This window comes from Dietzia sp. ANT_WB102, assembly GCF_008369165.1.
GTDB lineage: Bacteria > Actinomycetota > Actinomycetes > Mycobacteriales > Mycobacteriaceae > Dietzia.
This window is the reverse complement of the sequence record NZ_VOBA01000001.1, coordinates 388,127-410,279: the sequence shown is the minus strand read 5'-3', so window position 1 is coordinate 410,279 and position 22,153 is coordinate 388,127. Positions and strand designations below refer to the sequence as shown.

At 68.6% G+C, this 22,153-nt stretch carries 18 protein-coding genes; 13 read left to right on the top strand and 5 right to left on the bottom strand.

The window, feature by feature from the left end; translation table 11 throughout:
- Positions 1-307 precede the first annotated feature (307 nt).
- Complete coding sequence (locus FQ137_RS01850) at positions 308-1,042, top strand: DUF559 domain-containing protein (RefSeq protein WP_188064725.1); 735 nt, start codon at positions 308-310, stop codon at positions 1,040-1,042.
- A gap of 159 nt (positions 1,043-1,201) precedes the next feature.
- Here the strand turns inward: FQ137_RS01850 and FQ137_RS01845 are convergent, their stop codons facing one another.
- On the bottom strand, positions 1,202-2,323 hold the full coding sequence (locus FQ137_RS01845; RefSeq protein ID WP_149290877.1) for a glycerate kinase: 1,122 nt from the start codon (positions 2,321-2,323) through the stop codon (positions 1,202-1,204).
- A 106-nt stretch (positions 2,324-2,429) separates the two neighbouring features.
- Positions 2,430-3,047, bottom strand: a complete 618-nt coding sequence (locus FQ137_RS01840; protein WP_149290876.1) for a hypothetical protein — start codon at positions 3,045-3,047, stop codon at positions 2,430-2,432.
- 224 nt (positions 3,048-3,271) lie between these two features.
- On the opposite strand from FQ137_RS01840, the gene FQ137_RS01835 reads away from it, so the two are divergent.
- Together FQ137_RS01835 and FQ137_RS01830 are read left to right on the top strand one after the other, a co-directional pair.
- A complete protein-coding gene (locus FQ137_RS01835) occupies positions 3,272-4,780 on the top strand; it encodes an AAA family ATPase (protein ID WP_149290875.1) in 1,509 nt (502 codons plus the stop codon).
- A gap of 127 nt (positions 4,781-4,907) precedes the next feature.
- Entirely contained in the window at positions 4,908-5,489 is a 582-nt protein-coding gene (locus FQ137_RS01830; protein ID WP_255583364.1) for a glutaredoxin domain-containing protein, read from the top strand.
- Positions 5,490-5,552: 63 nt separating this feature from the next.
- Here FQ137_RS01830 and FQ137_RS01825 read toward each other — a convergent pair whose 3' ends face one another.
- Positions 5,553-6,839: a DUF4921 family protein gene (locus FQ137_RS01825; RefSeq protein ID WP_149292577.1), complete on the bottom strand. Its 1,287-nt coding sequence runs from the start codon at positions 6,837-6,839 to the stop codon at positions 5,553-5,555.
- Between the two features lie 271 nt (positions 6,840-7,110).
- Here FQ137_RS01825 and FQ137_RS01820 point away from each other — a divergent pair, with 271 nt between their 5' ends.
- The 7 genes from FQ137_RS01820 to FQ137_RS01790 all read left to right on the top strand — a co-directional run bounded on the left by FQ137_RS01820 (position 7,111) and on the right by FQ137_RS01790 (position 16,463).
- On the top strand, positions 7,111-8,262 hold the full coding sequence (locus FQ137_RS01820) for a hypothetical protein (protein ID WP_149290873.1): 1,152 nt from the start codon (positions 7,111-7,113) through the stop codon (positions 8,260-8,262).
- 264 nt (positions 8,263-8,526) lie between these two features.
- A complete protein-coding gene (gltB, locus tag FQ137_RS01815) occupies positions 8,527-13,128 on the top strand; it encodes a glutamate synthase large subunit (protein ID WP_149290872.1) in 4,602 nt (1,533 codons plus the stop codon).
- Positions 13,121-14,593 (top strand): glutamate synthase subunit beta, encoded by a 1,473-nt coding sequence (locus tag FQ137_RS01810; RefSeq protein ID WP_149290871.1) that lies wholly within the window; start codon positions 13,121-13,123, stop codon positions 14,591-14,593. Before gltB ends, FQ137_RS01810 begins: the two co-directional genes overlap by 8 nt.
- An 88-nt stretch (positions 14,594-14,681) precedes the next feature.
- Positions 14,682-15,029 (top strand): hypothetical protein, encoded by a 348-nt coding sequence (locus FQ137_RS01805; RefSeq protein WP_149290870.1) that lies wholly within the window; start codon positions 14,682-14,684, stop codon positions 15,027-15,029.
- A 124-nt stretch (positions 15,030-15,153) separates the two neighbouring features.
- Positions 15,154-15,354 carry an RNA-binding S4 domain-containing protein gene (locus FQ137_RS01800; RefSeq protein WP_149292576.1) on the top strand — a complete coding sequence of 67 codons (201 nt, stop codon included), beginning with the start codon at positions 15,154-15,156 and terminating at the stop codon, positions 15,352-15,354.
- The gene (locus FQ137_RS01795) at positions 15,354-15,908 is read left to right on the top strand and encodes a hypothetical protein (RefSeq protein WP_149290869.1); all 555 of its coding nucleotides are present in this window, start codon (positions 15,354-15,356) and stop codon (positions 15,906-15,908) included. Before FQ137_RS01800 ends, FQ137_RS01795 begins: the two co-directional genes overlap by 1 nt.
- A gap of 135 nt (positions 15,909-16,043) precedes the next feature.
- Entirely contained in the window at positions 16,044-16,463 is a 420-nt protein-coding gene (locus tag FQ137_RS01790) for a hypothetical protein (RefSeq protein ID WP_149290868.1), read from the top strand.
- 249 nt (positions 16,464-16,712) lie between these two features.
- Here FQ137_RS01790 and rraA read toward each other — a convergent pair whose 3' ends face one another.
- A complete protein-coding gene (gene rraA / locus FQ137_RS01785) occupies positions 16,713-17,195 on the bottom strand; it encodes a ribonuclease E activity regulator RraA (protein ID WP_149290867.1) in 483 nt (160 codons plus the stop codon).
- A 133-nt stretch (positions 17,196-17,328) separates the two neighbouring features.
- Between rraA and FQ137_RS01780 the strand changes: the two genes are divergently transcribed.
- The 3 genes from FQ137_RS01780 to FQ137_RS01770 all read left to right on the top strand — a co-directional run bounded on the left by FQ137_RS01780 (position 17,329) and on the right by FQ137_RS01770 (position 21,214).
- Positions 17,329-18,495 (top strand): amidohydrolase family protein, encoded by a 1,167-nt coding sequence (locus FQ137_RS01780; RefSeq protein ID WP_149290866.1) that lies wholly within the window; start codon positions 17,329-17,331, stop codon positions 18,493-18,495.
- Positions 18,492-20,009 carry a phospholipase D-like domain-containing protein gene (locus FQ137_RS01775; protein WP_149290865.1) on the top strand — a complete coding sequence of 506 codons (1,518 nt, stop codon included), beginning with the start codon at positions 18,492-18,494 and terminating at the stop codon, positions 20,007-20,009. Before FQ137_RS01780 ends, FQ137_RS01775 begins: the two co-directional genes overlap by 4 nt.
- A 113-nt stretch (positions 20,010-20,122) precedes the next feature.
- On the top strand, positions 20,123-21,214 hold the full coding sequence (locus FQ137_RS01770) for a hypothetical protein (protein ID WP_149290864.1): 1,092 nt from the start codon (positions 20,123-20,125) through the stop codon (positions 21,212-21,214).
- A gap of 46 nt (positions 21,215-21,260) precedes the next feature.
- On the opposite strand, the gene FQ137_RS01765 is transcribed toward FQ137_RS01770, so the two are convergent.
- Positions 21,261-22,148 carry an oxidoreductase gene (locus FQ137_RS01765; RefSeq protein WP_149290863.1) on the bottom strand — a complete coding sequence of 296 codons (888 nt, stop codon included), beginning with the start codon at positions 22,146-22,148 and terminating at the stop codon, positions 21,261-21,263.
- Between the last annotated feature and the right edge of the window lie 5 nt (positions 22,149-22,153).

The window sequence follows — 22,153 nt, the reverse complement described above, 5'->3', positions numbered from 1 at the left end:
GGGGCGCTGCGGCGAACACGCAATATGCGAACAGAATCGACCGCTCGTCGTTGTGGTCGGGCGCTGCCGCGGGGTGCGGGCACTCCGTGAGAAGCGCCATCCACAGGCCGCGTGCATTCCACAGTCCGGCGAATCATAGGCGGTTTTCGAGGTCGCTGCCGCGGGGTGTTGCGACACAGTGCACGTCATGACATCACGTCCGACGGGTCCTCGACGGCGAGGCGAATTGCAGGCGAAGTACGGAACTCATCGCGCGACGAACGGACACCGCAGGGTCCACCACGGGGTCTGGGAACCTGCAGACACTGTGGCCACTCCGGTCACGAGGCTGGCCGCAGCAATAATCGCATGTCCGGACGCGGTGGCTACCGGGTGGCTCGCCGCGTCGATCCACGGTCATCCGTGGCCGCCCCGCGAGTTTCCCGTCGAACTCGCAGTCGGCCTGAAACGGGTCCGCCGGCCGGGCATCACCGCTCGCCGATACGGGGTACCGGAGGAGCAGATAGTTACGCTCCTCGACACGGACGGAAGGCCACTTCGAGTCGCAAGCCCAGAGTGGACACTTTTCGACCTCGCGCGACATCTCGACCGCACGGAGGCGGTCGTCGCACTGGACGGTGCCTCGCGGATGGGGGCGGGCGTCGACGTCAAGAGAGCGGTACCGGCGCTTCTCGATCGCTACCCGGGTTTGCGGGGTCGTCGGGTGGCCCTGCGTCGCTGCGCACTCGTCGAACCGGCGACAGAATCTCCTATGGAGACGCGTCTCCGACTGTTCTTGACGGACCTCGGCCTAACCGGATTCCAGGTCCAGTACCGGACACCGGGGCTGCCGTATCGCTTGGACTTCGCCTTCCCAGACCGCATGGTCGCGGTGGAATACGACGGAGCCGGCCACCGCAGCGCGTCCCAACATGCAGACGATGTGAGGAGATGGAATCGCCTCCGCGCTGCCGGATGGACTGTGATCACCGTGACCGCGACACTTCTCTACCGTCGGCCAGATGAGCTCGCGAGCCACCTCATCACAGCGCTGGGCTCCTGACGCGCGCCGCTCGCCGAGTGGTCACAAACGCGGTCCTTCTTCGACGTATTCCAGGGGAAACGTGATCAATACTGCCCACTCGACGGTGCGGATGACGGTGGCGGTGCGGACGACGGTGGCGGAGCTGCAGCGGCGGATGGACCGAGCGCACCGGCCGAGTCAGGGCAGGATGCGCGAGACGACCTCGGCGGCAACGTCCTCGAGCAACGGGCCCGCGTTGGCCATGGATCTGGCCAGATCGGGTTCCCGTTCAGTGAGTGCGGCCGCGGCTGCGAACCCGGCCGCGGCCACCCGGTCGGCCTCCAGATCCAGGCGGCCACACACTGCGACGACCGGGACGGCATGGGACCGGCACAGGGCGGCGACTCCCATCGGGGTCTTGCCGTGCATCGTCTGGTCGTCGAGCCGTCCTTCACCGGTCACCACCAGATCCGCGGCGGACAGGACGTCCTCCAGCCCGGTGAGCGTGCCGAGCACCTCGAAGCCTGAGTCGAGGGAGGCGCCGAGGAGTTCGCGGGCGATGAAGCCGACTCCTCCGGCCGCGCCGGAGCCGGGCGCGTCCGGGTCGACGTCGAGCCCCTGCGCGCGCAATACCTCGACCAGTCGGGTCAGGCCGGTCTCCAGTTCGTCGAGCTGCGCGGGCGATGCACCCTTCTGCGGGCCGTAGACGCGGGCAGCACCCAGCGGCCCGAGCAACGGGTTGTCCACGTCGCAGGCGACGAGGATGCGGGCGGCGCGCACGGCCGGGTCGAGGCCGTCCAGGTCGACCCGGTCCAGGTTGACCAAGGCGCCCCCGCCGTCGGGCAGCTCGGAGCCGGAGGCGTCGAGGAAACGTGCGCCCAGCGCGGAGAGCATTCCGGTGCCGCCATCGGTAGAGGCGCTGCCTCCGATGCCCAGGTGGATGTTTCCCCGACCGGATCGCAACGCGGCCAGCATCACCTCGCCGACGCCGCGGCTAGACGCCTCCAGGGGGCGTGGCTGACCGTGAGGCAACCTCAGTAGTCCGCAGGCGTCCGCCATCTCCACGAACGCGGTGTCCGGATCGATGGCGGCGAACGAGGTCTCCACCGGCTCTCCGGTGGGCCCCGACGCGGTGACGGGGACCGTGCGGGCGCCGCCCGCGACCATCACTTCGAGGCTGCCGCCCCCGCCATCGGCGACCGGGCGTTCGATCACGTCGGTGCCGGGGTGCACCCGCCGTGCGCCCTCGGCCGCGTGGTGGCAGGCCTCGACAGCGGTGAGGGAGCCCTTGAAGGCCCCGCAGGCCACGACGATCGTCACACCTGCATCATCCCCCATGAGTGTCGGCGAACACACGACGGCCCGGGATCGTGAGGGAGAGAGTCACGATCCCGGGCCGGGAAGGCGCATCACATGCGCGGGGGTATCAGCCCAGCGAGCCGAGTCCCCCGTCGGCGGTGGCGTTCACGCCGGCGGTGTCAGTCGTACCCGTGGTGTCCTCCGGCTCAGTGCCCTCGTCCTCAGGGGTGTCGGAGCTGAGGCCGGCCAGTGAGCTGCTCAGTGACCCGGTCGAGGACGCGGATTCGTCGTCCTCTGTGGTGGTCTCGTCACCGGAGCCCAGCGAGCCGCTGTCGACGTCCGCTTCGGGCTCTTCCTCGGCGGCGGAGCCGGTGGCCGCGCCGGTCTGCGTGCTGTCCTCGCCCGAGCCGGGACCTGAGCCGTTGTCGATCAGCGCGCTGCCGGTGTTCGGGGAGACACCGAGGCTGCCCAATTCGAGCGAGCCCGGGTTGGGGGTCTCGGCATCGAGGTTGAGGTTGAACGTCAGGCTGCCCAGGTCGAGATTGAGCTCGGTACCGAGGGCGCCCTGGAGGCTGCCGTCCTCGCCCGTGGCCTCGGCGAGACTGGCGGTGGGATCAACGGGGGCGTCGGCCGGCGCGGCGGCGGCGAGGCCCGGGAATGCGATGGCGGCACCGATACCGAACGCGCCGACAGCGGCGATCTTGGCGGTGGCGCGATTGGTGGTCTTGCGGTGAGTGTTCGTCATAGAGAACGTCTCCGATCTGCATTGACCCCGATGTCTCTCATCGCGGGCACCTCGGTCGGAAGCGAGGCGCGTCGGCGACACTACAAGCGGTCAGTATGAGCGCAAGGGGGCCATGAGGTGAGCCCCGGGCGAGGTAACACTCCGGTCACTGGCGGTTCTCAGGACTACCCGCCGGCGCCGTACGGGTCCTTTCGTCGCGGGTCGTGCCTGCCTAGGCTGGCTCCATGACCGTCCACCCAGGACCCGACCCCGCGACATCAGGCCCGCCGATGTTGGTGGAGACCCACAGCGCGCTCATCATCCTCTGGGGTGACGAGGCTCACAAAGTGCGCAAGCCGCTCGACCTCGGCTTCCTCGACAACACCACCGTCCTGGCCCGGCGGGAGCAGAGTCGGCGCGAGGTCGAACTCAACAGCCGGTTGGCTCCGGATGTGTACACGGGAGTCTTGGAGGTGAGGGGGCCCGACGGCGAGGTGATCGATCACGTGGTGAGGATGCGTCGGCTGCCGGCGCACCGGAGCCTCGCCGCCCTGGTGCAATCCCGGCACCACGGCGCGATCGCGGTCGGCGATACGGACATCGTGGCCGGCGTCCGCGAGGTGGCCCGGCAGGTGGACCACCTCCACGCGGCCAGCCCCCGCTCGGAGGAGATCGACGCAGTGGGCTCCCCCGCGGCGGTGGCGGGCTTGTGGCGGGAGTCCCTGGACCACCTGCGCAGGCTCGACGTGGGCAGGGATGCCCCGGAGATCATCGACGACATCGAGGTCCTTGCCGCCGACTACCTGCGAGGTCGGGCCCCGCTGTTGGAGGACCGCGTGGCGGCCGGCCGGATCGTCGACGGGCACGGGGACCTGCTGACGTCCGATGTCTACCTCACCGATGCCGGACCGCGGATCATCGACTGTCTCGAGTTCGACGACCGGCTCAGGTTTGGCGACGCCATCCTGGACATCGGGTTCTTGGCGATGGACCTCGACGTCTCGGGGGCGCGGGACCTCGCCGTCGTCCTCCTCGAGGCCTACCGCGATTTCTCCGGTGACGACGCGCCGCCGTCGCTCGTCCACCACTACATCGCCTACCGCGCCCTGGTCCGCTCGAAGGTCACCGCCATCCGGGCGGAGCAGGCCGATGACGACGCCGGGGCCGCCGACGCGCGGCGGGCGCTGGTGCTGGCGGACCGGGCGGTCGACTCGCTGCTGCGGGGTCGCGTCCGCCTGGTGCTGGTGGGTGGGGTTTCCGGATCGGGCAAGTCGACCCTGGCGGTGCCGTTGGCCCGGGCGTTGGCGGCGGACCTCATCCGTTCCGACGTGGTCCGGCGTGAGTCGGTGGCCGGCGACGCGTACTCGGAGGAGGCGGTCGGGGCGGTCTACGCGGAGCTGCTCGCCCGGGCGGCGGTGTCACTCGCGCGGGGGCGCAGTGTCGTGCTGGACGCGACGTGGCTCGAACCGCGTCGCCGCGCGGAGGCTGAGACGACCGCCGCCGACGCGCACGCCGAACTGGTGGAGATCGCGTGCACCGCGCCGCGCGACGAGTTGGTGCGACGGATCACCGAGAGGGCACGCGCGGGCACGGACCCCTCGGAAGCGACGGTGGACGTACTCGACGCCCAGCTCGACGGGCTGGCTCCGTGGCCGGATGCACTCGAGGTCGACACCACGGGTTTCGACGTGCGCGAACTCGACGCCGTTCGCCGGTGGGCTGAGCGTGAGCTGGGACCGCTGCCCTGGGCCTGAGCGCGGGCAAGGACTGAGATGGACTGAGGCTGAGGGACAGGAACTGAGAGGCCCAGAGTCGTTGTCGGATCACAAATCTTGGGAAGGGGGCCCCACGGCTCGGTCCGCGGGGCGTAAGGTCGTGCGAGTGACCCACCCCTTCGCGCGGGCCGGGAGGGAGCTCGTCCCCGGCCACTGGTTCGGCCCCGCCGCCGTCTTGGCGCTGGGGTTCGCGACGGCATGGACGATCATCGGATTCGGCCATGGTGCGCCCTTGGCGGCTTCGGTCCTCGTCGCCTCATTGGTGCTGGCCCTGTGGAACTCTCCGCTCCGGGCCTCCGGCCACGAACCGCTCCAGGCCGCCCGGGCCGTCGCCAAGGCAGGGCGCGCCGTAGTGGTGTTGTGGCGCCCCGGGTGTCCCTATTCATCGGCACTGCGTCGTCGCGCCACCCGTGAGGGGCTCGACGTCCACTGGGTCAACATCTGGCGGGACGAGGACGCCTACGAACTGTGCCGCAGCATCAATGGCGGGTCGGAGGAGACCCCCACCGTGATGCTCCTCGACCCGGAACTCTCCGCCCCGGTCGTGATCCCCGCCTCGGTCCCCGGCATCCGGGAGGCCACCTCCGCACCCACGCCCGCCCCCGCGCCGGCCAGGGTGCTGGACCCCGCGCCGGCCACCGTGCCCGCCCTCGGTCGACCCCGCGGATTGCGAACCGGCGATCACTGACCGGCTCATCCGCCCACAGAGCCGGCACTCCTCGTCGTCGTCCTCGTCGTTCGCGGCGTGGTCTCACCGCCCGTACCGCAGCGACCCCCGCACGTCACCACATTCGGTGCCCACGGCGACGTCCGCGATCAGGCCCGCCGCCCGCAGCTCGATCAACCGAGGCAGTACGCGGTCACGCAGGCTCCACGGGTCGATCGTGTTGACGTAGATCCCCGTCGCGCCCTCGAAACCGGCCGGGGTGGAGATGCGCCACTTGAGCACGATCCGCCACGGCATTGCCCGTCCGCCCAACCCGGGCGGTCGGGTGTGCCACTCCTCGTTGCACGGCACGAGCCGACCCGTCGCGGCGTGGCACGCGTGCAGCAGATCCGAGACGCCTCGCAGCTCGGCCGTCGAATGGTCCCACGGCGCGCTCGCCGCCGACCGCGAATAGACCACCAGCGCGGGATAGCGGTGCCCCACCCCGACCACTGCCACCGCGTGCTCGTTCGCCGCCACCACCAGTTGCTCGGACGCGGCGTGGTCCACGCCCAGTCGGTTGTACAGCTCGGGGTCGCTGCCCAGCGCGGTCACCTCGTGGGAGGTCTTGGCGGGGATCTCGTCGATCGCGACCAACTGCTTGTGCAGATGCGCGAACGACGCGCCGGCCGGCGCGAGCCAGTTCTGGAACACCGATACGTACCGTGCGTACGCGTTATCGCGGTACAGGGCTCGCATCGCGCGGGCGGTGAAGGCGATGTACTGCTCGTGCTCGGCGGGTGTGAGGTCGCCGGAGGAAGCGTGGCGATCGCTTGTGGTGGCGCCGTCGGTGAGGTGCCTCCGGGCGACCACCACGTCGTGGCACCCGCCGAAGAAGCTCTCCGATTGTGCGGCGAGGTCGGCCGGGCCCATGGCGTCGACGTCCGCCGGGTCGCCCTGCGCGGCGGCGATGCGGGCGCGGACCAGCGCGCGGACGTGCTCGGCGCCAGCGGGTGTGCCGAGGTAGGCGGCCTGGTGGGCGGCGGCGCGGGCGGGGATGTGATAGCCGTGCACGGACTTCCAGTAGTCCAGCGAGACGATCTCGAAGAGGTTGGCGAGCAGCCGAAACTCCGGGGTCGTGGCGTCGAGGGAGTCCGGGGCAACCTCTTCAAGCACCCGCCAGGTGTCGCCGTCACGGACCACACGTGCCTTCTCCGGGGTGGTCTCGCGCAGGCGCGCCGAGCAGAACGTGCAGTGCGCCTCTGGGGCCGTCGGGTCCACCGCGGTGACGACTCCGGGGGAGTGGTCGATCGGTCGGTGTGCGCGACCGGGGACGGTCCACACCTGGGTACCGGTGAAGGGGTTGGTCTGTTTTACCGTGCCGTCGGCCATACGGCGCAGCGGTGGAACCGGGGCGGGAGTCACCCCGGAAAGCCTAGGGGGTCCGGGTGTCCCGCGATGACGACGACGAGGTAATCCACCCGCCATTCCGGCGGCATGACGGAGCCCGGCCGGGTCCGACATATGTGGATGGTTAAGTAGCGGTGGAACTGTGATCTAGATAACAGTATTCTGATAGCAGTGAACATCCCACGGGTTACGTGGGTCGCTGTGCTACAAGATCCACGCGCCCCCCGGGGCACGATCAGAATCGAGTCCGGCCATGTCACACCACCATCCTCTTGCCCGACGACTGGTCGCGGCCGGTGGCATCGCCGCCCTGACCGTTTCCGGAGCGGCCGGCGTGTCCCAGGCCCAGACAGGATCGCTCGGGGGCGCCGCCGAGTTGGCGCTCAACCTGGATCTCGCCCTCGGATCGGGTGAGGACGGATCGCTCGGGAGTGCATTGCCCTACCCAACCGGGTCGCTGGAGGGGATCGACTCCGGCAGCCCGGGCTCCTCTCGTCCCGGTTCCTCGAGCTCGGGCAGCTCGCGCCCCACCGGCTCGCTGGACGACATCGAAGGCTCCGTCGGGGGGCTCCTGCCCACCGGGTCCCTCGACGACGCTGGCGGATCACTGACCGTCGGCAGTGGCGACGACGGGTCGCTTGAGGCGGGGTCGTTGAATCCAGGCTCGTTTGAATCGGGCTCGATGGTTAGGGGCGGATCCCTGGGGTCGGGATCGCTCGGAGGTGGTTCGCTCGTCGCGTTGCTGGCCATGCTGTCGGTCGGGTCGGCGGATACCGAGTCAGCCGAGGGGGCTGTGGGGGCGGGGTCGCTGGAGGAGGGGTCGTCGTCAGGAGGGTCTTTACCCGCCGGGTCGCTCCACACTGGCTCGGTCGACAACCTCGGCGGGTCGGCGAGCGAAAGCAGCGAGGGCAGTGGATCGCTGGAGCAGGGATCGTCCAATGGCTCCGTGCCGCTGGGCTCTCTCGCCCCGGGGTCCGCCGCGGGGTCGCTCGCTCCACTCGGGTCTCTCACGGCATCGCTGGCGCCGCTGGGTTCCGCAGGCTCGGCGGCGGGGTCGCTGCCGCTGCTGGTGCCAGTCGCGCTCATCGGGGGCTCCCTCGCCGCCGCACCGCTGATTGTCCAAGCGGCCGCGAACGTGGGGATGGCGCTTCCGCCACTGCCGGGACTGCCGGCTCCGGTCGCCGCTGCCCCGGCGGTCGGTGCGCAGGTGGTCCCCGAACTGCCCGCCGCCCCCGGGCCTTCGGCACCCAACGGGCGCGGGGGCGAACCCGGGGTCGTTGGTGGCGGTGGCGCCGGGGCTGCTGTGGGCGTCAACGCGGTCGTCGTGATGACCGGTTCGGTGGGCGACTACGAGGTGGTGTTGCCGGACGGTGTCTCCCTGCCGCCGCTGCCGTTCATCAGGTGACCAATCTGCGCAGCAGGTGGCCCGCCCGGGGAACCTCCACCCTGGGCGGGACCGCCGTCTCTCCGGCCTCTGGCGGCGGGCCCTTGAGAGAAATCTCACAAGGTGGAATCGCATTCCCATGTCAGGCCCCACAGTTTGACTTATCCGATTTGTGTGCTGCGCACGTTTTCCCCATATTATTTCAGGGCCAGAGGGCTTCGGTCCGCTGAGTACGGGCGCTCCAGACAGCACGGAGTCCGCCCGTCGACAAGCGAAGGCGAACACATGACGACGACTCCCGGCCCAAAGAGCCTGTACCGCCCTCAATACGAACACGACTCGTGCGGAGTCGCGTTCGTCGTGGACATGTATGGCCGTCAGTCCCGGGGCATCGTCGAGAAGGCGATCACCGCACTGGGGAACCTCGAGCACCGCGGCGCCGTGGGTGCCGAGGCCAACACTGGTGACGGCACGGGCTTGCTGATCCAAATACCGGACTTGTTCCTCCGCGAGGTAATGCGTGAGGAGCAGAACATTGAACTGCCTGAGGCCGGTGCATATGCCACCGGCCTTTGTTTTCTCCCCCAGTCCCGCATGCTCGCGATGGACGCCATGCGGATGGTCGAACGGATCGCCGCCGAACAGGGCGTGAGCGTGATCGGTTGGCGCCGAGTCCCGGTCGACGACTCGACGGTCGGCGCGATCTCCCGAGATGCGCAGCCCAGCATCCAGCAGATTTTTGTCAAGGCCGCCGGCTCCGACGGGTCGCTGCTCACCGGACTGGACCTGGAACGCAAGTGCTTCGTCGTGCGCAAGCGGTGCGAGCACGAACTCGGCTCTCAGGGCCCCGGCAAGGGTGACCTCGGCTCGGAGACGGTCTACTTCCCGTCGCTGAGCCCGCGCACGTTCGTCTACAAGGGCATGCTCACCGAGAAGCAGCTCCCAGAGTTCTACCTGGACCTTCAGGACGAGCGCGTGGAGTCCGCCCTGGGTATCGTCCACTCCCGCTTTTCCACCAACACGTTTCCGGCATGGCCGCTGGCCCACCCTTTCCGCTATGTCGCACACAACGGTGAGATCAACACCGCCCGTGGCAACGAGAACTGGATGCGGGCCCGCGAGTCGCTCATGTCCAGTGAGAACATCGAGGACCTGTCGGCGGCTCTGCCCATCTGCACCCCGGGAGGCTCCGACACCGCGCGGTTCGACGAGGCGCTCGAACTGCTTGCGCTGACCGGCCGCACCCTGCCGCACGCCGTGCTGATGATGGTCCCCGAGGCGTGGGAGCGCCACGAAACGATGGACCCGGCCAAGCGAGCGTTCTACGAGTTCCACGCCTCTCTCATGGAGGCGTGGGACGGCCCGGCCTCCATCACGTTCACCGACGGCACCGTGATCGGTGCCGTCCTCGACCGCAATGGCCTGCGTCCCTCGCGGATCTGGGTCACCGACGACGGTCTCGTCGTCATGGCCTCCGAGGTGGGCGTCCTCGACATCCCCCAGGACAAGGTCGTCACCAAGACCCGCCTACGCCCGGGACGGATGTTCCTGGTTGACACCGCACAGGGGCGAATCATCGACGACGAGGAGATCAAAACCGGACTGGCATCCGAGCACCCGTACCAGCAGTGGCTCGACGAGGGGATGGCCCGTCTTGCGGATCTCCCCGAGGTCGAGCACCCGTACATGCCCCACGAGCGGGTCGTGCTGCGTCAGCGTGTCTTCGGATACACGGAGGAGGAGCTCCGGATCCTGGTCGGGCCGATGGCCGCGACCGGCGCCGAGGCGATCGGGTCGATGGGGACCGACACTCCGCTGCCGGTACTGTCCCAGCGCGCACGGATGCTGTTCGACTACTTCGCCCAGCGATTCGCCCAGGTCACCAATCCGCCGCTGGACGCCATCCGCGAGGAGCTCGTCACCAGCTACGGCGTGACGCTCGGCCCGGAGGGCGATCTCATCAACCCGGGTCCGGAGTCGTGCCGTCAGATCCGGCTCGACAACCCGATCCTCGGAAACGACGAACTATCCACCCTGATGGCGGCCGGCGAGACGCGACCGGGCCTGCGCTCGGTGGTCGTCCGCGGCCTGTACAACGTCGCCCACGGTGGTCGCGGTCTCCGCATCGCTCTGGAGCGGATTCGTCGCGAGGTTTCGGACGCCATCGCGGAGGGCGCCACGATCATCGTGTTGTCGGACCGCGAGTCGGATGAACGCAACGCGCCCATCCCGTCGCTGCTCCTCACCTCGGCCGTGCATCACCACCTCGTCCGAGAGAAGACCCGCACGAGGGTCAGCCTTGTGGTCGAGTCCGGTGACGCCCGCGAGGTCCACCACATGGCGGTCCTGTTCGGATACGGCGCCGAGGCGATCAATCCCTACATGGCCTTCGAGTCCATCGATGAACTCGTCAAGGCCGGTCACCTCACCGGGGCGGACACGCGCACAGCCTGCGCCAACTACCGCAAGGCCGCCGCGAAGGGCGTGCTCAAGGTGATGTCCAAGATGGGCATCTCGACCCTCGCGTCCTACACCGGCGCGCAGTTGTTCGACGTCACCGGCCTGTCGCAGGAGTTGTGCGACGAGTACTTCACCGGCTCGGTCAGCCCGATCGACGGCATCGGCCTGGACGAGATAGCCGAGGACGTGGCCCGCCGCCACCGTTTCGCGTTCTTGCCGCGACCGGAAGAGGCCGCACACCGCGAGCTGGAGATCGGTGGGGAGTACCAGTGGCGCCGGGAGGGCGAATACCACCTGTTCAACCCGGACACGGTGTTCAAGCTCCAGCACTCCACGCGCTCTGGTCGCTACGAGATCTTCAAGGAGTACACCAAGCTCGTCGACGACCAGTCGGAGCGCCTGGCAACCATCCGTGGGCTGTTCGAGCTCAGGGGCACCCGTCCCCCCGTGCCGATCGAGGAGGTCGAACCGGTCTCGGAGATCGTCAAGCGGTTCTCCACGGGGGCGATGAGTTACGGTTCCATCTCCGCCGAGGCGCACGAAACGCTGGCGATCGCAATGAACCGCCTCCACGCCCGATCCAACTCGGGTGAGGGCGGGGAGTCGGTCACTCGTTTCACGCCGGACCCCAACGGTGACTGGCGGCGCTCGGCCATCAAGCAGGTCGCGTCCGGCCGATTCGGCGTGACGAGCTACTACCTGACCAACTGCACCGACATCCAGATCAAGATGGCACAGGGCGCCAAGCCCGGTGAGGGCGGCCAGCTCCCGCCGGGCAAGGTCTACCCCTGGATCGCCGAGGTCCGCGGCTCGACCCCGGGTGTCGGCCTGATCTCACCGCCGCCTCACCACGACATCTACTCGATCGAGGACCTGGCGCAGCTCATCTACGACCTGAAGAACGCCAACCCCGAGGCGAGGATTCACGTCAAGCTCGTCGCCGAGCAGGGCGTGGGCACAGTCGCGACGGGTGTGTCCAAGACGCACGCCGACGTGGTGCTCATCTCCGGCCACGATGGCGGAACGGGCGCGTCCCCGCTGACCTCGCTCAAGCACGCCGGCGGCCCGTGGGAGTTGGGGCTCGCCGAGACCCAGCAGACCCTACTGGCCAACGGTCTGCGTGACCGGATCGTCGTGCAGGTCGACGGGCAGCTCAAGACAGGCCGTGACGTCGTCGTCGCTGCGCTGCTCGGCGGGGAGGAGTTCGGTTTCGCGACCGCCCCGCTCGTCGTCGCCGGCTGCGTCATGATGCGGGTGTGCCACCTGGACACCTGCCCCGTCGGCGTGGCAACCCAGAACCCGGTTCTGCGCGAGCGGTTCAACGGCAAAGCCGAGTACGTAGTGAACTTCATGGAGTTCATCGCCCAGGAGGTGCGTGAGTATCTCGCTGAACTCGGGTTCCGTTCGCTCGATGAGGCGATCGGCCACTCCGAGTGTCTCGACAAGTCGCGCGCTTTCGCGCACAACAAGCGGGTGGCCAAGCTCGACCTGGAACCGATCTTCGCCCAGGCGGAGTCCCCGTTCATGCACCAGGACCTACGGCGTACCAAGTCTCAGGACCACAAGCTCGAAGGCGTCGTGGACCGCACGCTCATCGAGGACTGCCGGTCCGTGATCGACGGTCGCACGTCGGAGCCGTTCGCCGGCAGTTATCCGATCTGCAACGTCAACCGCTCGGTGGGCACCATGCTCAGCCACGAGATCTCCAAGGCCCACGGCGCTCCCGGGCTCCCGGACGGGTCGATCGACCTGAGGTTCACCGGGTCCGCGGGCAACTCCCTCGGGGCGTTCCTCGCTTCCGGCGTGACGCTCCGGGTGTTCGGTGACGCCAACGACTATGTCGGCAAAGGACTCTCGGGGGGACGCATCGTGGTCCGCCCAGCGGAAGACGCCGCCCCCGATTTCGTGGCCGAGGACAACATCATCGCAGGCAACGTGATCTGTTACGGCGCCACAGCCGGCGAGGTCTTCCTCCGCGGCATCGTGGGCGAGCGCTTCTGCGTGCGCAACTCGGGCGTCACCGCGGTGGTCGAGGGTGTGGGCGATCACGCCTGCGAATACATGACTGGCGGTCGCGTGGTCGTCCTGGGCGAGACGGGACGTAACGTCGCGGCCGGCATGTCCGGCGGCGTCGCCTACTTCTACGACCCGCAGGGCTCGCTGTCCGAGAACCTCAACGTTGAGCTCGTTGATACCGACGAGCTGACCAGCGAAGACGTGGACTTCCTCCGTGACATCGTGCAGCGCCACGTGGAGGAGACCGGTTCGGCCCGGGGACGGGAGATCCTCGGCAACTGGGCCCAGAACGTGAATCATTTCGCCAAGGTCATGCCACGCGACTACAAGCGCGTGCTGCTGGCCATCGAGCAGGCGGAGAAGGACGGACGCAACGTGGACGAGGCGATCATGGAGGCCGCAAATGGCTGACCCGAAGGGCTTTCTCAAGCACACCGAACGGGAGCTCCCCGCCCGTAGGCCCGTCGATTTGCGAATCATGGACTGGAAAGAGGTCTACGAGTCGACGACCCTCCCGGATGATGACCTGAAGACTCAGGCCAGCCGCTGCATGAGCTGCGGCATCCCGTTCTGCCACCAGGGTTGCCCGCTGGGCAACATCATCCCGGAGTGGAACGACTTGGTGCACCGCGGCAAGTGGAATGCCGCGGTCGACCGGTTGCACGCCACCAACAACTTCCCGGAGTTCACCGGTCGGCTCTGCCCCGCACCGTGCGAGGGATCGTGCGTCCTGGGGATCAACCAGCCGCCGGTGACAATCAAGCAGATCGAGGTGGAGATTGCCGAGGCTGCGTGGGCCGACGGCGGTATGGCCCCAGTCATCCCGTCGTTCCGCACGGGACAGAGCGTCGCTGTTGTGGGCTCGGGACCGGCGGGCCTGGCAGCTGCGCAGCAGCTCACGCGCGCTGGTCATGCCGTCACGGTGTTCGAGCGTGACGACCGCATCGGTGGGTTGATGCGTTACGGGATCCCCGAGTTCAAGATGGAGAAGGCGGTCCTCGACCGCCGTCTCGCTCAGATGGAGGCCGAGGGGACGGTCTTCCGCCCCGGTGTCAACGTCGGCAAGGACATCACAGCGTCGCAGTTGCGTGAGCAGTTCGATTCTGTGGTGCTGTGCGGCGGTGCCACGATGAGGCGGGATCTGCCGGTGCCCGGCCGCGAGCTGGACGGCATCCATCAGGCCATGGATTACCTGCCACTGGCCAACAAGGCAGCGGTCGGCGACCCTGTGGTGGACTCCGACGGATTGCCCGCCATCCACGCGCGGGACAAGCACGTCATCATCATCGGTGGCGGTGACACCGGCGCAGACTGCCTCGGCACGGCGACTCGCCAGGGGGCCAAATCGATCAAGAGCTTCGAGATCATGCCCCGACCGCCAGCCACCCGTGCGGCCTCAACCCCGTGGCCGATGTACCCGCTGATGTTCCGGACGGCCTCCGCGCACGAGGAGAACGGCGAACGCGTCTACGGTGTGTCCACCGCGGAGTTCGTCGGCGAGAACGGGCATGTCACCGCCCTCAAGGGGTCCGAGGTGAGGATGGTAGACGGTCGATTCGAGCCCGTTCCCGGTACGGACTTCGAGCACCCGGCAGATCTCGTTCTGCTGGCGATGGGCTTCACCGGCGCGCAGAAGTCCGGGCTGTGTTCGGACCTTGGGGTGGAGTTCACCGACCGCGGCAATGTCGACCGTGACGGCACGTTCGCGACGAATGTCGACGGAGTGTTCGTCGCCGGCGACATGGGCCGCGGCCAGTCGCTCATCGTGTGGGCCATCGCAGAGGGCCGCGCCGCGGCAGCCTCGGTGGATCGCTTCTTGATGGGGGAGACGGCACTGCCCGCACCGGTCCGGCCGACGGACGTGGCCCAGCGTTGAGGGTGACCGTGGCGCCTGACCTTAATGGAACCTAAGATTAGAGCTACTCTGACATCAGGCCGTCCGGCCTCCGTCACGGAAGGCATCCATGGTCCGCCGTCGCTCCGCCAGCATGATCGCTGCGCTCTGCGCGACGATCATGCTGGCAGGGGCGCCGATGGTGTCGGCCCAGCTTCTGGAAACGGGGGCCCGGGCGGTGGTGACGGAGCTACCGGTACTCAGTGAGTTGCCACCGCTCCCCTCTGAGGGGGAGCCGTCCGTCGTGGACGAGAAGGAGGACCCCGATACCTCCGGCAAGTCGGGAGTGCAGACAGTGGCGCTGGCACTGGCGGCCGCGGTATTGGTGGCCGGTGGGACAGGGCTGGCGTTGGTGACGCGGCGCGGCCGCGGGGACCTGCCCGATGAGCCGCCGCCGCAGACGGGTCCTCTCGTGTGACGGCGCGCCCGATAGGCTCGGTCGTATGAGCCGCCACATCGCAGGACGAGGACGGGCCGGCCGTGCGACGCCACCGCCGGCCCGTCCGCCCGTCGACGACGTCGAATGCGACCTCAGCAGCAAGTTGACGCTGGGACAGTTCCTCAAGCTGGCGTCATTGATCGATTCCGGTGCTGAGGCCAAGGATGCTGTCGCCTCCGGTGCAGTGAGCGTCAACGGTGAGGTCGACACCCGTCGGGGTCGCGGCATGGTCGACGGCGACATGGTGGAGATCGGAGGCCGTGCGGCCCGCGTGGTCGCCCGAAACAGACGGGGAGAGGCCTGATGACCAATGAGACGCAGGGGCCGGTCCAGGCCCCGGTAGTGCTACACGACGACGATCCCGGTGCCGGGCGCTACGCGGCGTGGCTCGCCGAAGAGTTCGACACCCGGGCCACCCATCACGATGCTGCTGATCCGGCCGAACTCGTTGTCGCCGGGACGGTCGTCCTCGTCACCGGAATGCGGGCGGGGGGTGGGCTGGGCGGCTCGGCGTTCATCCGCGACAACTGGGAGGCACTCGTCGAGGCCGGCCGCCGGGTCGCTGTCGTCATGGTGGGTCCCACCCCGGTCACCGATGACGCCCGCATCGAGCTCATGTCGAGCGAGTTCTCTGCGGAGCAATTGCGCGATCTCAAACTTTTCCAACTGCGTGGCGTCGTTACCCCGGACCAGCTGGGGTTCCGCCAGCGGCTGGGAATCAAGACCGCGCTCGCTGCGCTGCGCCGCAAGTCCGAACGCACGCCGGAGGAGGAGGCCATGCTCGAACTGGGCGGACTGGACCTCACTGATCGGGTCTCGCTCGGTCCACTCTTGCGCTGGATCCGTCGCGAAGCCTGATCGGACCGGTCGGCCTTGACGATGGTGCGGACAGGCTAAGAGATTCTCTATAGGGGACCGTCTCGACGTTGCGCCGGATAGCATCACCGTCGGATGACCTCGCCGTGGGGCGGGGCGACGACTCGGAGGATCTCGATGCGCACGACCGCCCTCGCCGCTACAGCGCTCACCGCCGCCGCGCTACTGGCCGGCGGCGGCACCGCGACGGCTGAGGAGGCCGACCCGGTGGACCCGGTGGACACGGTGGACCCGGTGGACACGGACGCCCGCGCTGGATGCGTGTACATCTTGGCGTTTGCGGGCGCGTCCCGGTGCATGAACGTCGATCCGGCAGCATTCGCGCCCACTACGGGCTCCGGCTACGGCTCGTTTGGAACGGGTTCATTGATGGACCTGCTCAGCGGGCTGATCAATACCGGTTCGGTCGTCCTGTCCGTGGATCTGCCGAACTCGACGGGCTCATACGCACCCGGGTCGCTCGGCAGCTACGGGCCCGAGGCATCGATCGGCGGCCTGCTCACCGTCCCGACCGCCAGCCTCGGGGGAGCCTCCTGAGAGATATCCCGCCCGCGTCGGTCCAGTCCTAGTCAGTCCCGTTCGAGCGTAACCGTGCGCACGAACGCCTCGCGTGGAGTCACTGCGCGCAGTGTTTCCGCAGGGGCACTCGGGGACCCCGTGGACTGAGCGACTCCACGCGACGTACGCGACCTCCGCGAGGATCCTCGCCTGGTCGATCTGCCTTTTGCGTCTCGCCGCCCGGCCTGGCCTACCCCGGCCGCCCGGCGCGGTATGCCCATGGACGAATCAGCGCACCACGATCCCGTCGGAATCGGCGTAGAGAGTGTCGCCGGGCACGAAGTCGATCCCGCCGAAGCTCACGGTGACGTCACGTTCGCCCTCACCGGTTTTGCTGGACTTGCGTGGGTTGGTGCCCAGAGCCTTGCACCCGAAGTTCATTCCGGCGACGACCGCCGAGTCTCGGATCGCGCCGTTGACCACGATGCCGGCCCAGCCGTTGGATCGACCCAGTTCGGCGATGATGTCGCCCACCAGGGCGGTGTGCACGCTGCCACCACCATCGATTACCAGGACACGGCCCTCGCCGGGCTCGCCGAGGACGCTCTTGAGCAGGGCATTGTCCTGGAAGCAGCGCACGGTCGAGATGGGGCCGAAGAATTCCGTTCGTCCGCCGAGGTCGCGGAACTGGGTGTCGCAGCTGCGGACGTCCTCGCCGATTTCGTCGACGAGGTCTGCGGTGGGGACGAATCCGGCGGGGGTGTCGTTCATGCGGGGCCTCCTGGGAAGTGGTCTGTTCTTGGCAACGCTATCCGGCCGCGCTCCCCCGGGGGAGCGCGGCCGTGGGGGACAATAACGGCTGAAGGGTGCCCCGCCATCGTTCGAGAACCGGAAGGAGCCATCCGTGGCCCAGTACGAACTCCTGATCCATGCCCGCCGCGCGGTGGTCGATGGCCGGATCCAGCAGGCGGCGGTCACAGTGGACGGGGGAGTGATCTCCTCGGTACGGACGGGGCCGGACGCCCGGGACATCGGTTTGGCGGGCGACCACACGATCGACCTCGGTGATGATGCGGTACTGATGCCGGGGCTCGTCGACCCGCATGTCAGTACTGAGGATGTGGCGGTGGGCACGCGCTCGGCGGCGCAGGGTGGGATCACCACCGTCGTGGACTACGGCACCGACGGCGATCCCGTCGCCGTCCAGCCGGAGGACGTGGACCGGTGGCGGGCCCAGGTCTCGGGCGAATCCACGGTCGACGTGGGGTTGTGGGGCGCCGCCGTCCCGGGAAACCTCGGCAGGCTCGGGGAGTTGTTGGACCGAGGCGTGTTCGGAGTGTCGGCCGTGGCAGTCGGCAAAGGTGTAGCGGGCGCGCCAACACTGGATTCTGCGCAGGTGTTGGAGGCCGCCGAGGAGGTCGCCGAGTCCGGCGGGCTGTTCGCCGTCGACGCCGGGATCGACGATCTACCCGGACTGCTGGAGGTGTGCCGACGTACCGGAGGTCGGTTGCACGTGCGGTCGGTTGCCGACCACGAGGAGCTGCCACTCCTGCGGGAGGCCAAGCAGAACGGGCTGGCCGTCACCGCGTCGACCAGCCCGCACATGCTGGCGCTGGTCTCGGAGGTCACCCACGGTGGTGCCGAAGTCGCGCGCCTCGATCCGCCGATCAGGGACGCCACCAACCGGGAGCTGCTGTGGGACGCGCTGCGTGACGGCACTATCGACGCCGTGGCCTCCGCCCGGCTGGGCCTGTCGGTGGTATGGACCGAGGCCCGTCGCCGCGGGTTCGATCTCGCCGACGTGGCCGGGTGGATGGCAGTGCGCACGGCCGAGATCGTGGGCCTGCGGGATCGCGGTGAGATCCGCGTCGGTCTGCGCGCGGACTTCGCCGCGGTCGCCGACGACGAGGCGTTCGTCGTCCTGCCCCGGACCCGCAAGCTGGGTTCATCGGATTCGGTGTACGCCCAGCGAGCCCTGGCGGGCGTGGTGAGGTGGACGATGCGGGGTGGGACAGTAATCGACCCCCGTGCACTCGCCCTCGGGACGGTCCTGACCCGACCGACCACGTGAACCTCACAGCGATACGTTTCGACCTGCCATTCCCGGACGGGGTCGTCTCGGCGTTGCTCATCACCGAGTACGTCATCAAGGTGCTCGCGCTGGGGATGGTTCCGGAAAACCGGCAGCCCGCCTCGTCGCAGGCGTGGTTGCTGGTCATCCTCTTCGTCCCGGTGGTGGGGGTGCCGCTCTTCCTGCTGCTGGGCAATCCGTACATCACCGGTAGGCGCCACATCATCCAGGCCGAGGCGAACCTCCTATACGCGAACGCGCTGGAGCAGCGCCCCACCGTCCCGGACGGGGTGCAGGTGGGCCCGGGGGTGCGGACGATCCTGGAGATGAACCGGAACCTCACTGCGATCCCCGCCATGTCCGGGGACTTCATCGCCTTGCACTCGGACTACAGTCGGTCGCTCGCGGCGATGACCGAAGCGGTGCGTGCCGCGCGGGACCATGTGCATATCGAGTTCTACGCGCAGTCGTGGGACGGGGCGACAGATGAGTTCTTCACCGCCGCGGTGGAGGCAGCCGAGCGCGGGGTCGCGGTTCGGGTGCTGGTCGACCACCTCGGTTCGTTGCGCTACCGGGGTTTCAAATCGCTGCGGAAGCGGCTGCGTCCGACTCCGGTCGAGTTTCATCTCATGTTGCCGGTCAACCCGTTCCGGGGCCGGTTCCGGCGACCAGACCTGCGCAATCACCGCAAGATGCTCATCGTTGACGGCGTCCACGGCTTCATCGGTTCGCAGAACCTCATCGAGCGCCACTACGGGAGCGCCCGCAACGCCAAGCTGGGGCGCGAGTGGGTGGACCTGATGATGGAGGTCCGCGGAGAGATCGTTCAGGCGATGGACAGCGTGTTCGCGGTGGACTGGTACTCGGAGTCCGGAGAGGTCATCGGCACGCTCGAGGACGTGGCGCACGGGGCCCCACTGGCGCCCGGACGCAAGGGCGGGGATCCCACGGCCGGCGACCCGGTCAGCGCGTTCCAGCTGGTCCCGTCCGGGCCGGGATACAGGACGCAGCCCGGTCTCCGAATGTTCACCCAGCTCATCGGTCAGGCCCGGGACCGGGTCCGGATCGTCAGCCCGTACTTCGTGCCGGATGAGTCACTCCTGCATGCCGTCACGTCGGCGTCGTTCCGCGGGGTGGAGGTGGAGGTGTTCGTCCCCGAACACGCCGATCAGTTCCTTGTCCACCATGCGCAGCGGTCGTACTACCGTGCCCTGCTCGAGGCAGGGGTGGTGATCCACCGCTTCCGCTCCCCGGCGGTTCTGCACACCAAGGCCGTGCTCATCGACGACTACGCGGGTGTTGTGGGCTCCAGCAACATGGACCAGCGCTCGTTCAATCTCAACTTCGAGATCAGTCTGCTGGCCCTGGGGGGTGAGGCGGTCTCGGAGCTGAACGACGTGGTGGATGCCTACCTTGAGGACTGCACCACCCTCCGGCTCGAGGCGTGGATGAGTCGGCCGTGGCCGGGTCGGTACATCGACAACGTCGCGCGCCTCACCTCGGCCCTGCAATAGGACCGACACGGCAGGGAGATGGTCGCATCGGCTGAATGGTCCCTTTATGGGGTAGTACGCTCTCCGTGCGGCGGGTCGCTCTGGCCAGCCCCTGTGACGAGAGGCTGTCCCCGATGCCCCAGACCCGTGGTTCCGGAGTCCGGACCAATCGCCTCGGCGCTGCCATCACCACCGCCGTTGTGGCGGCGGTCGTGGCCCCCGCCGTCGGGTACGCCCAGGAGGGAACCGGGTCTGACACGACGCTGCCCGCCGAGACGGGAAACAGTAGCGCGGACCAGTTGATCGGTCAGTTGCCGGAGGAAATCGTCATCGGCGGCAACGGCCTCGGGTCTGAGGCCCTACGCGACACGGGCAGCGCGCCGGTGGCTGATGCAGCGTTGTCGCTGGGGCAGGTCGTGGGCTCGGTGGCGCCGCTGGAGGCGCTCGGGTCGGCGGGCGGGTCCGCGGTGGCTTCGGTGGCGTCCTCGGGGAGCCTGCCCGGGTCGGTCTACGTCAACCCGACCGGATCGTTGGGGTCGGGCACCATCGGGTTGGGATCCGTCACGATCCCCGAATACGTCTTGCCCGTGCTGAGCCTGCAGCTCGCGGGCGGCTTCTTCGCCGCCGCGGGTGAGCGGCAGGAGGCCGGGGAGCTCTCTCCGCAGGAGCTGGAATTCTGGCACGGGGTGGTCGAGGGTTCGGCCGCAGGGGGCGCTCTGCTCACGGACGCCGCGGACGCCGCCGGGACCGAGCTGCCCGGATCCTTGTCGGGGAGTATCGCGGCGGTCCAGGTCGCCGCGCAGCAGGATCCCGTCGAGGAGAACGCGCGTCGCCGTGCCGAAGCCGAGGCGGCTGCTGCGGAAGACGCCGAGTCCGGGGCCACCGGTGATGGTGCTGATGTTTCCGATGCGGGTGCCGCAGACGGTGAGCGGGGTGAGATGGGCGAGGGTGACGACGACGAGACCGGCGTGTCCCCGGTCGGCGAGAACGGGCCCGCCCGGGACTCGCAGGGCGGAACCGGTGACGAGGGCGCCACGCTCGACGCAGCAGCCGCTCCGGGCGACGACACGGTGGTTGCGGGCGAAGCCATGGCCGGACCTGCCGAGCACTCGGTTCCGAGCGCGCTGGCCGTCACCGGTGTGCGGACCACCACGCTGGTCGAAGTTGCCGCTGTGACGGTTCTGTTGGGTGGGCTGATGTTGGCCTTCGCCCGTCGACGCGCGTAGCGGCCCGGACCTGTCGTCGCCCCCTCGGCGCGGTTCCGAGCGGGGGTCACCCCTGCTCGGTCATTTCCCGGCACTTGTCCCACAGTGCGGCGGCAACATCGCGGTCGTGGGAGGCCCTGGTGGAGTTGACGGTCGTCGGGTACCCGGTGAGCTCGCCGGGCCCGTTCGGTCCGATGTATGCGCCGCCCGGCACGGACTTCACGGTCGCGGCGTAGAGCTGCGGCAGGGCGCCGCGCTCGGCTGGCTGCACCAGGTACGGGATCCTCTCGACGCCCTTCATCAGCAGGTCCTGCGCGCGGCTGCCACTGCGGTACTGGAGGTTGGTCGCGGAGTAACCGGGATGGGCGGCCACCGACTTGAGCGTCGACCCGGCGGCCGCCAGTCGGCGCTGTTGCTCGTAGGCCAGCATCACGCAGGCCAGTTTCGAGGCGGCGTAGACCGCCATCGGTGAGTAGCGGCGGCGGGTCCAGTCCAGGTCGTCCGGGTCCACCTGGCCGAAGCGGTGCATGATCGAGCCCAGCCACACCACCCGGTCGGTGAGCGCTGGCGCGAGATGTCCGGTGAGCGCGAAGTGGCCGAGCACGTTGACCCCGAACTGCATTTCGTGGCCTTGGACTGTGCGCGACCGCGGGATGTTCATCAGTCCCGCATTGTTGATGAGCACGTCCGGCGCGCGGCCCGCGAGTAGTTCACCCGCCGCGTGCACCGAATCGAGGTCGGCCAGGTCCATCTCGACGATCTCGGCGCGGTCCGGGTGCTCCAAGCCCGCGCGGGCGGCCTCGGCGCGGCCGGTGTCGCGGCAGGCCATGATCACGCGGGCTCCCGCCTCGGTCAGCGCGCGGGTGGAGTGCAAGCCCAGTCCGGAGTTCGCCCCGGTGACCACGAAGGTCCTCCCGGTCTGGTCGGGAATGTCGGCGGTGGTCCATCGGCTCATGCGGG

What these genes read in the sequence shown, in the direction of transcription:
- FQ137_RS01840 (WP_149290876.1), bottom strand. Translation starts at nt 3,047, where the DNA reads ATGACGAACACTCACCGCAAGACCACCAATCGCGCCACCGCCAAGATC.
- FQ137_RS01835 (WP_149290875.1), top strand. Translation starts at nt 3,272, where the DNA reads ATGACCGTCCACCCAGGACCCGACCCCGCGACATCAGGCCCGCCGATG.
- FQ137_RS01825 (WP_149292577.1), bottom strand. Translation starts at nt 6,839, where the DNA reads ATGGCCGACGGCACGGTAAAACAGACCAACCCCTTCACCGGTACCCAG.
- FQ137_RS01820 (WP_149290873.1), top strand. Translation starts at nt 7,111, where the DNA reads ATGTCACACCACCATCCTCTTGCCCGACGACTGGTCGCGGCCGGTGGC.
- gltB (WP_149290872.1), top strand. Translation starts at nt 8,527, where the DNA reads ATGACGACGACTCCCGGCCCAAAGAGCCTGTACCGCCCTCAATACGAA.
- FQ137_RS01810 (WP_149290871.1), top strand. Translation starts at nt 13,121, where the DNA reads ATGGCTGACCCGAAGGGCTTTCTCAAGCACACCGAACGGGAGCTCCCC.
- FQ137_RS01805 (WP_149290870.1), top strand. Translation starts at nt 14,682, where the DNA reads ATGGTCCGCCGTCGCTCCGCCAGCATGATCGCTGCGCTCTGCGCGACG.
- FQ137_RS01795 (WP_149290869.1), top strand. Translation starts at nt 15,354, where the DNA reads ATGACCAATGAGACGCAGGGGCCGGTCCAGGCCCCGGTAGTGCTACAC.
- FQ137_RS01790 (WP_149290868.1), top strand. Translation starts at nt 16,044, where the DNA reads ATGCGCACGACCGCCCTCGCCGCTACAGCGCTCACCGCCGCCGCGCTA.
- rraA (WP_149290867.1), bottom strand. Translation starts at nt 17,195, where the DNA reads ATGAACGACACCCCCGCCGGATTCGTCCCCACCGCAGACCTCGTCGAC.
- FQ137_RS01770 (WP_149290864.1), top strand. Translation starts at nt 20,123, where the DNA reads ATGCCCCAGACCCGTGGTTCCGGAGTCCGGACCAATCGCCTCGGCGCT.
- FQ137_RS01765 (WP_149290863.1), bottom strand. Translation starts at nt 22,148, where the DNA reads ATGAGCCGATGGACCACCGCCGACATTCCCGACCAGACCGGGAGGACC.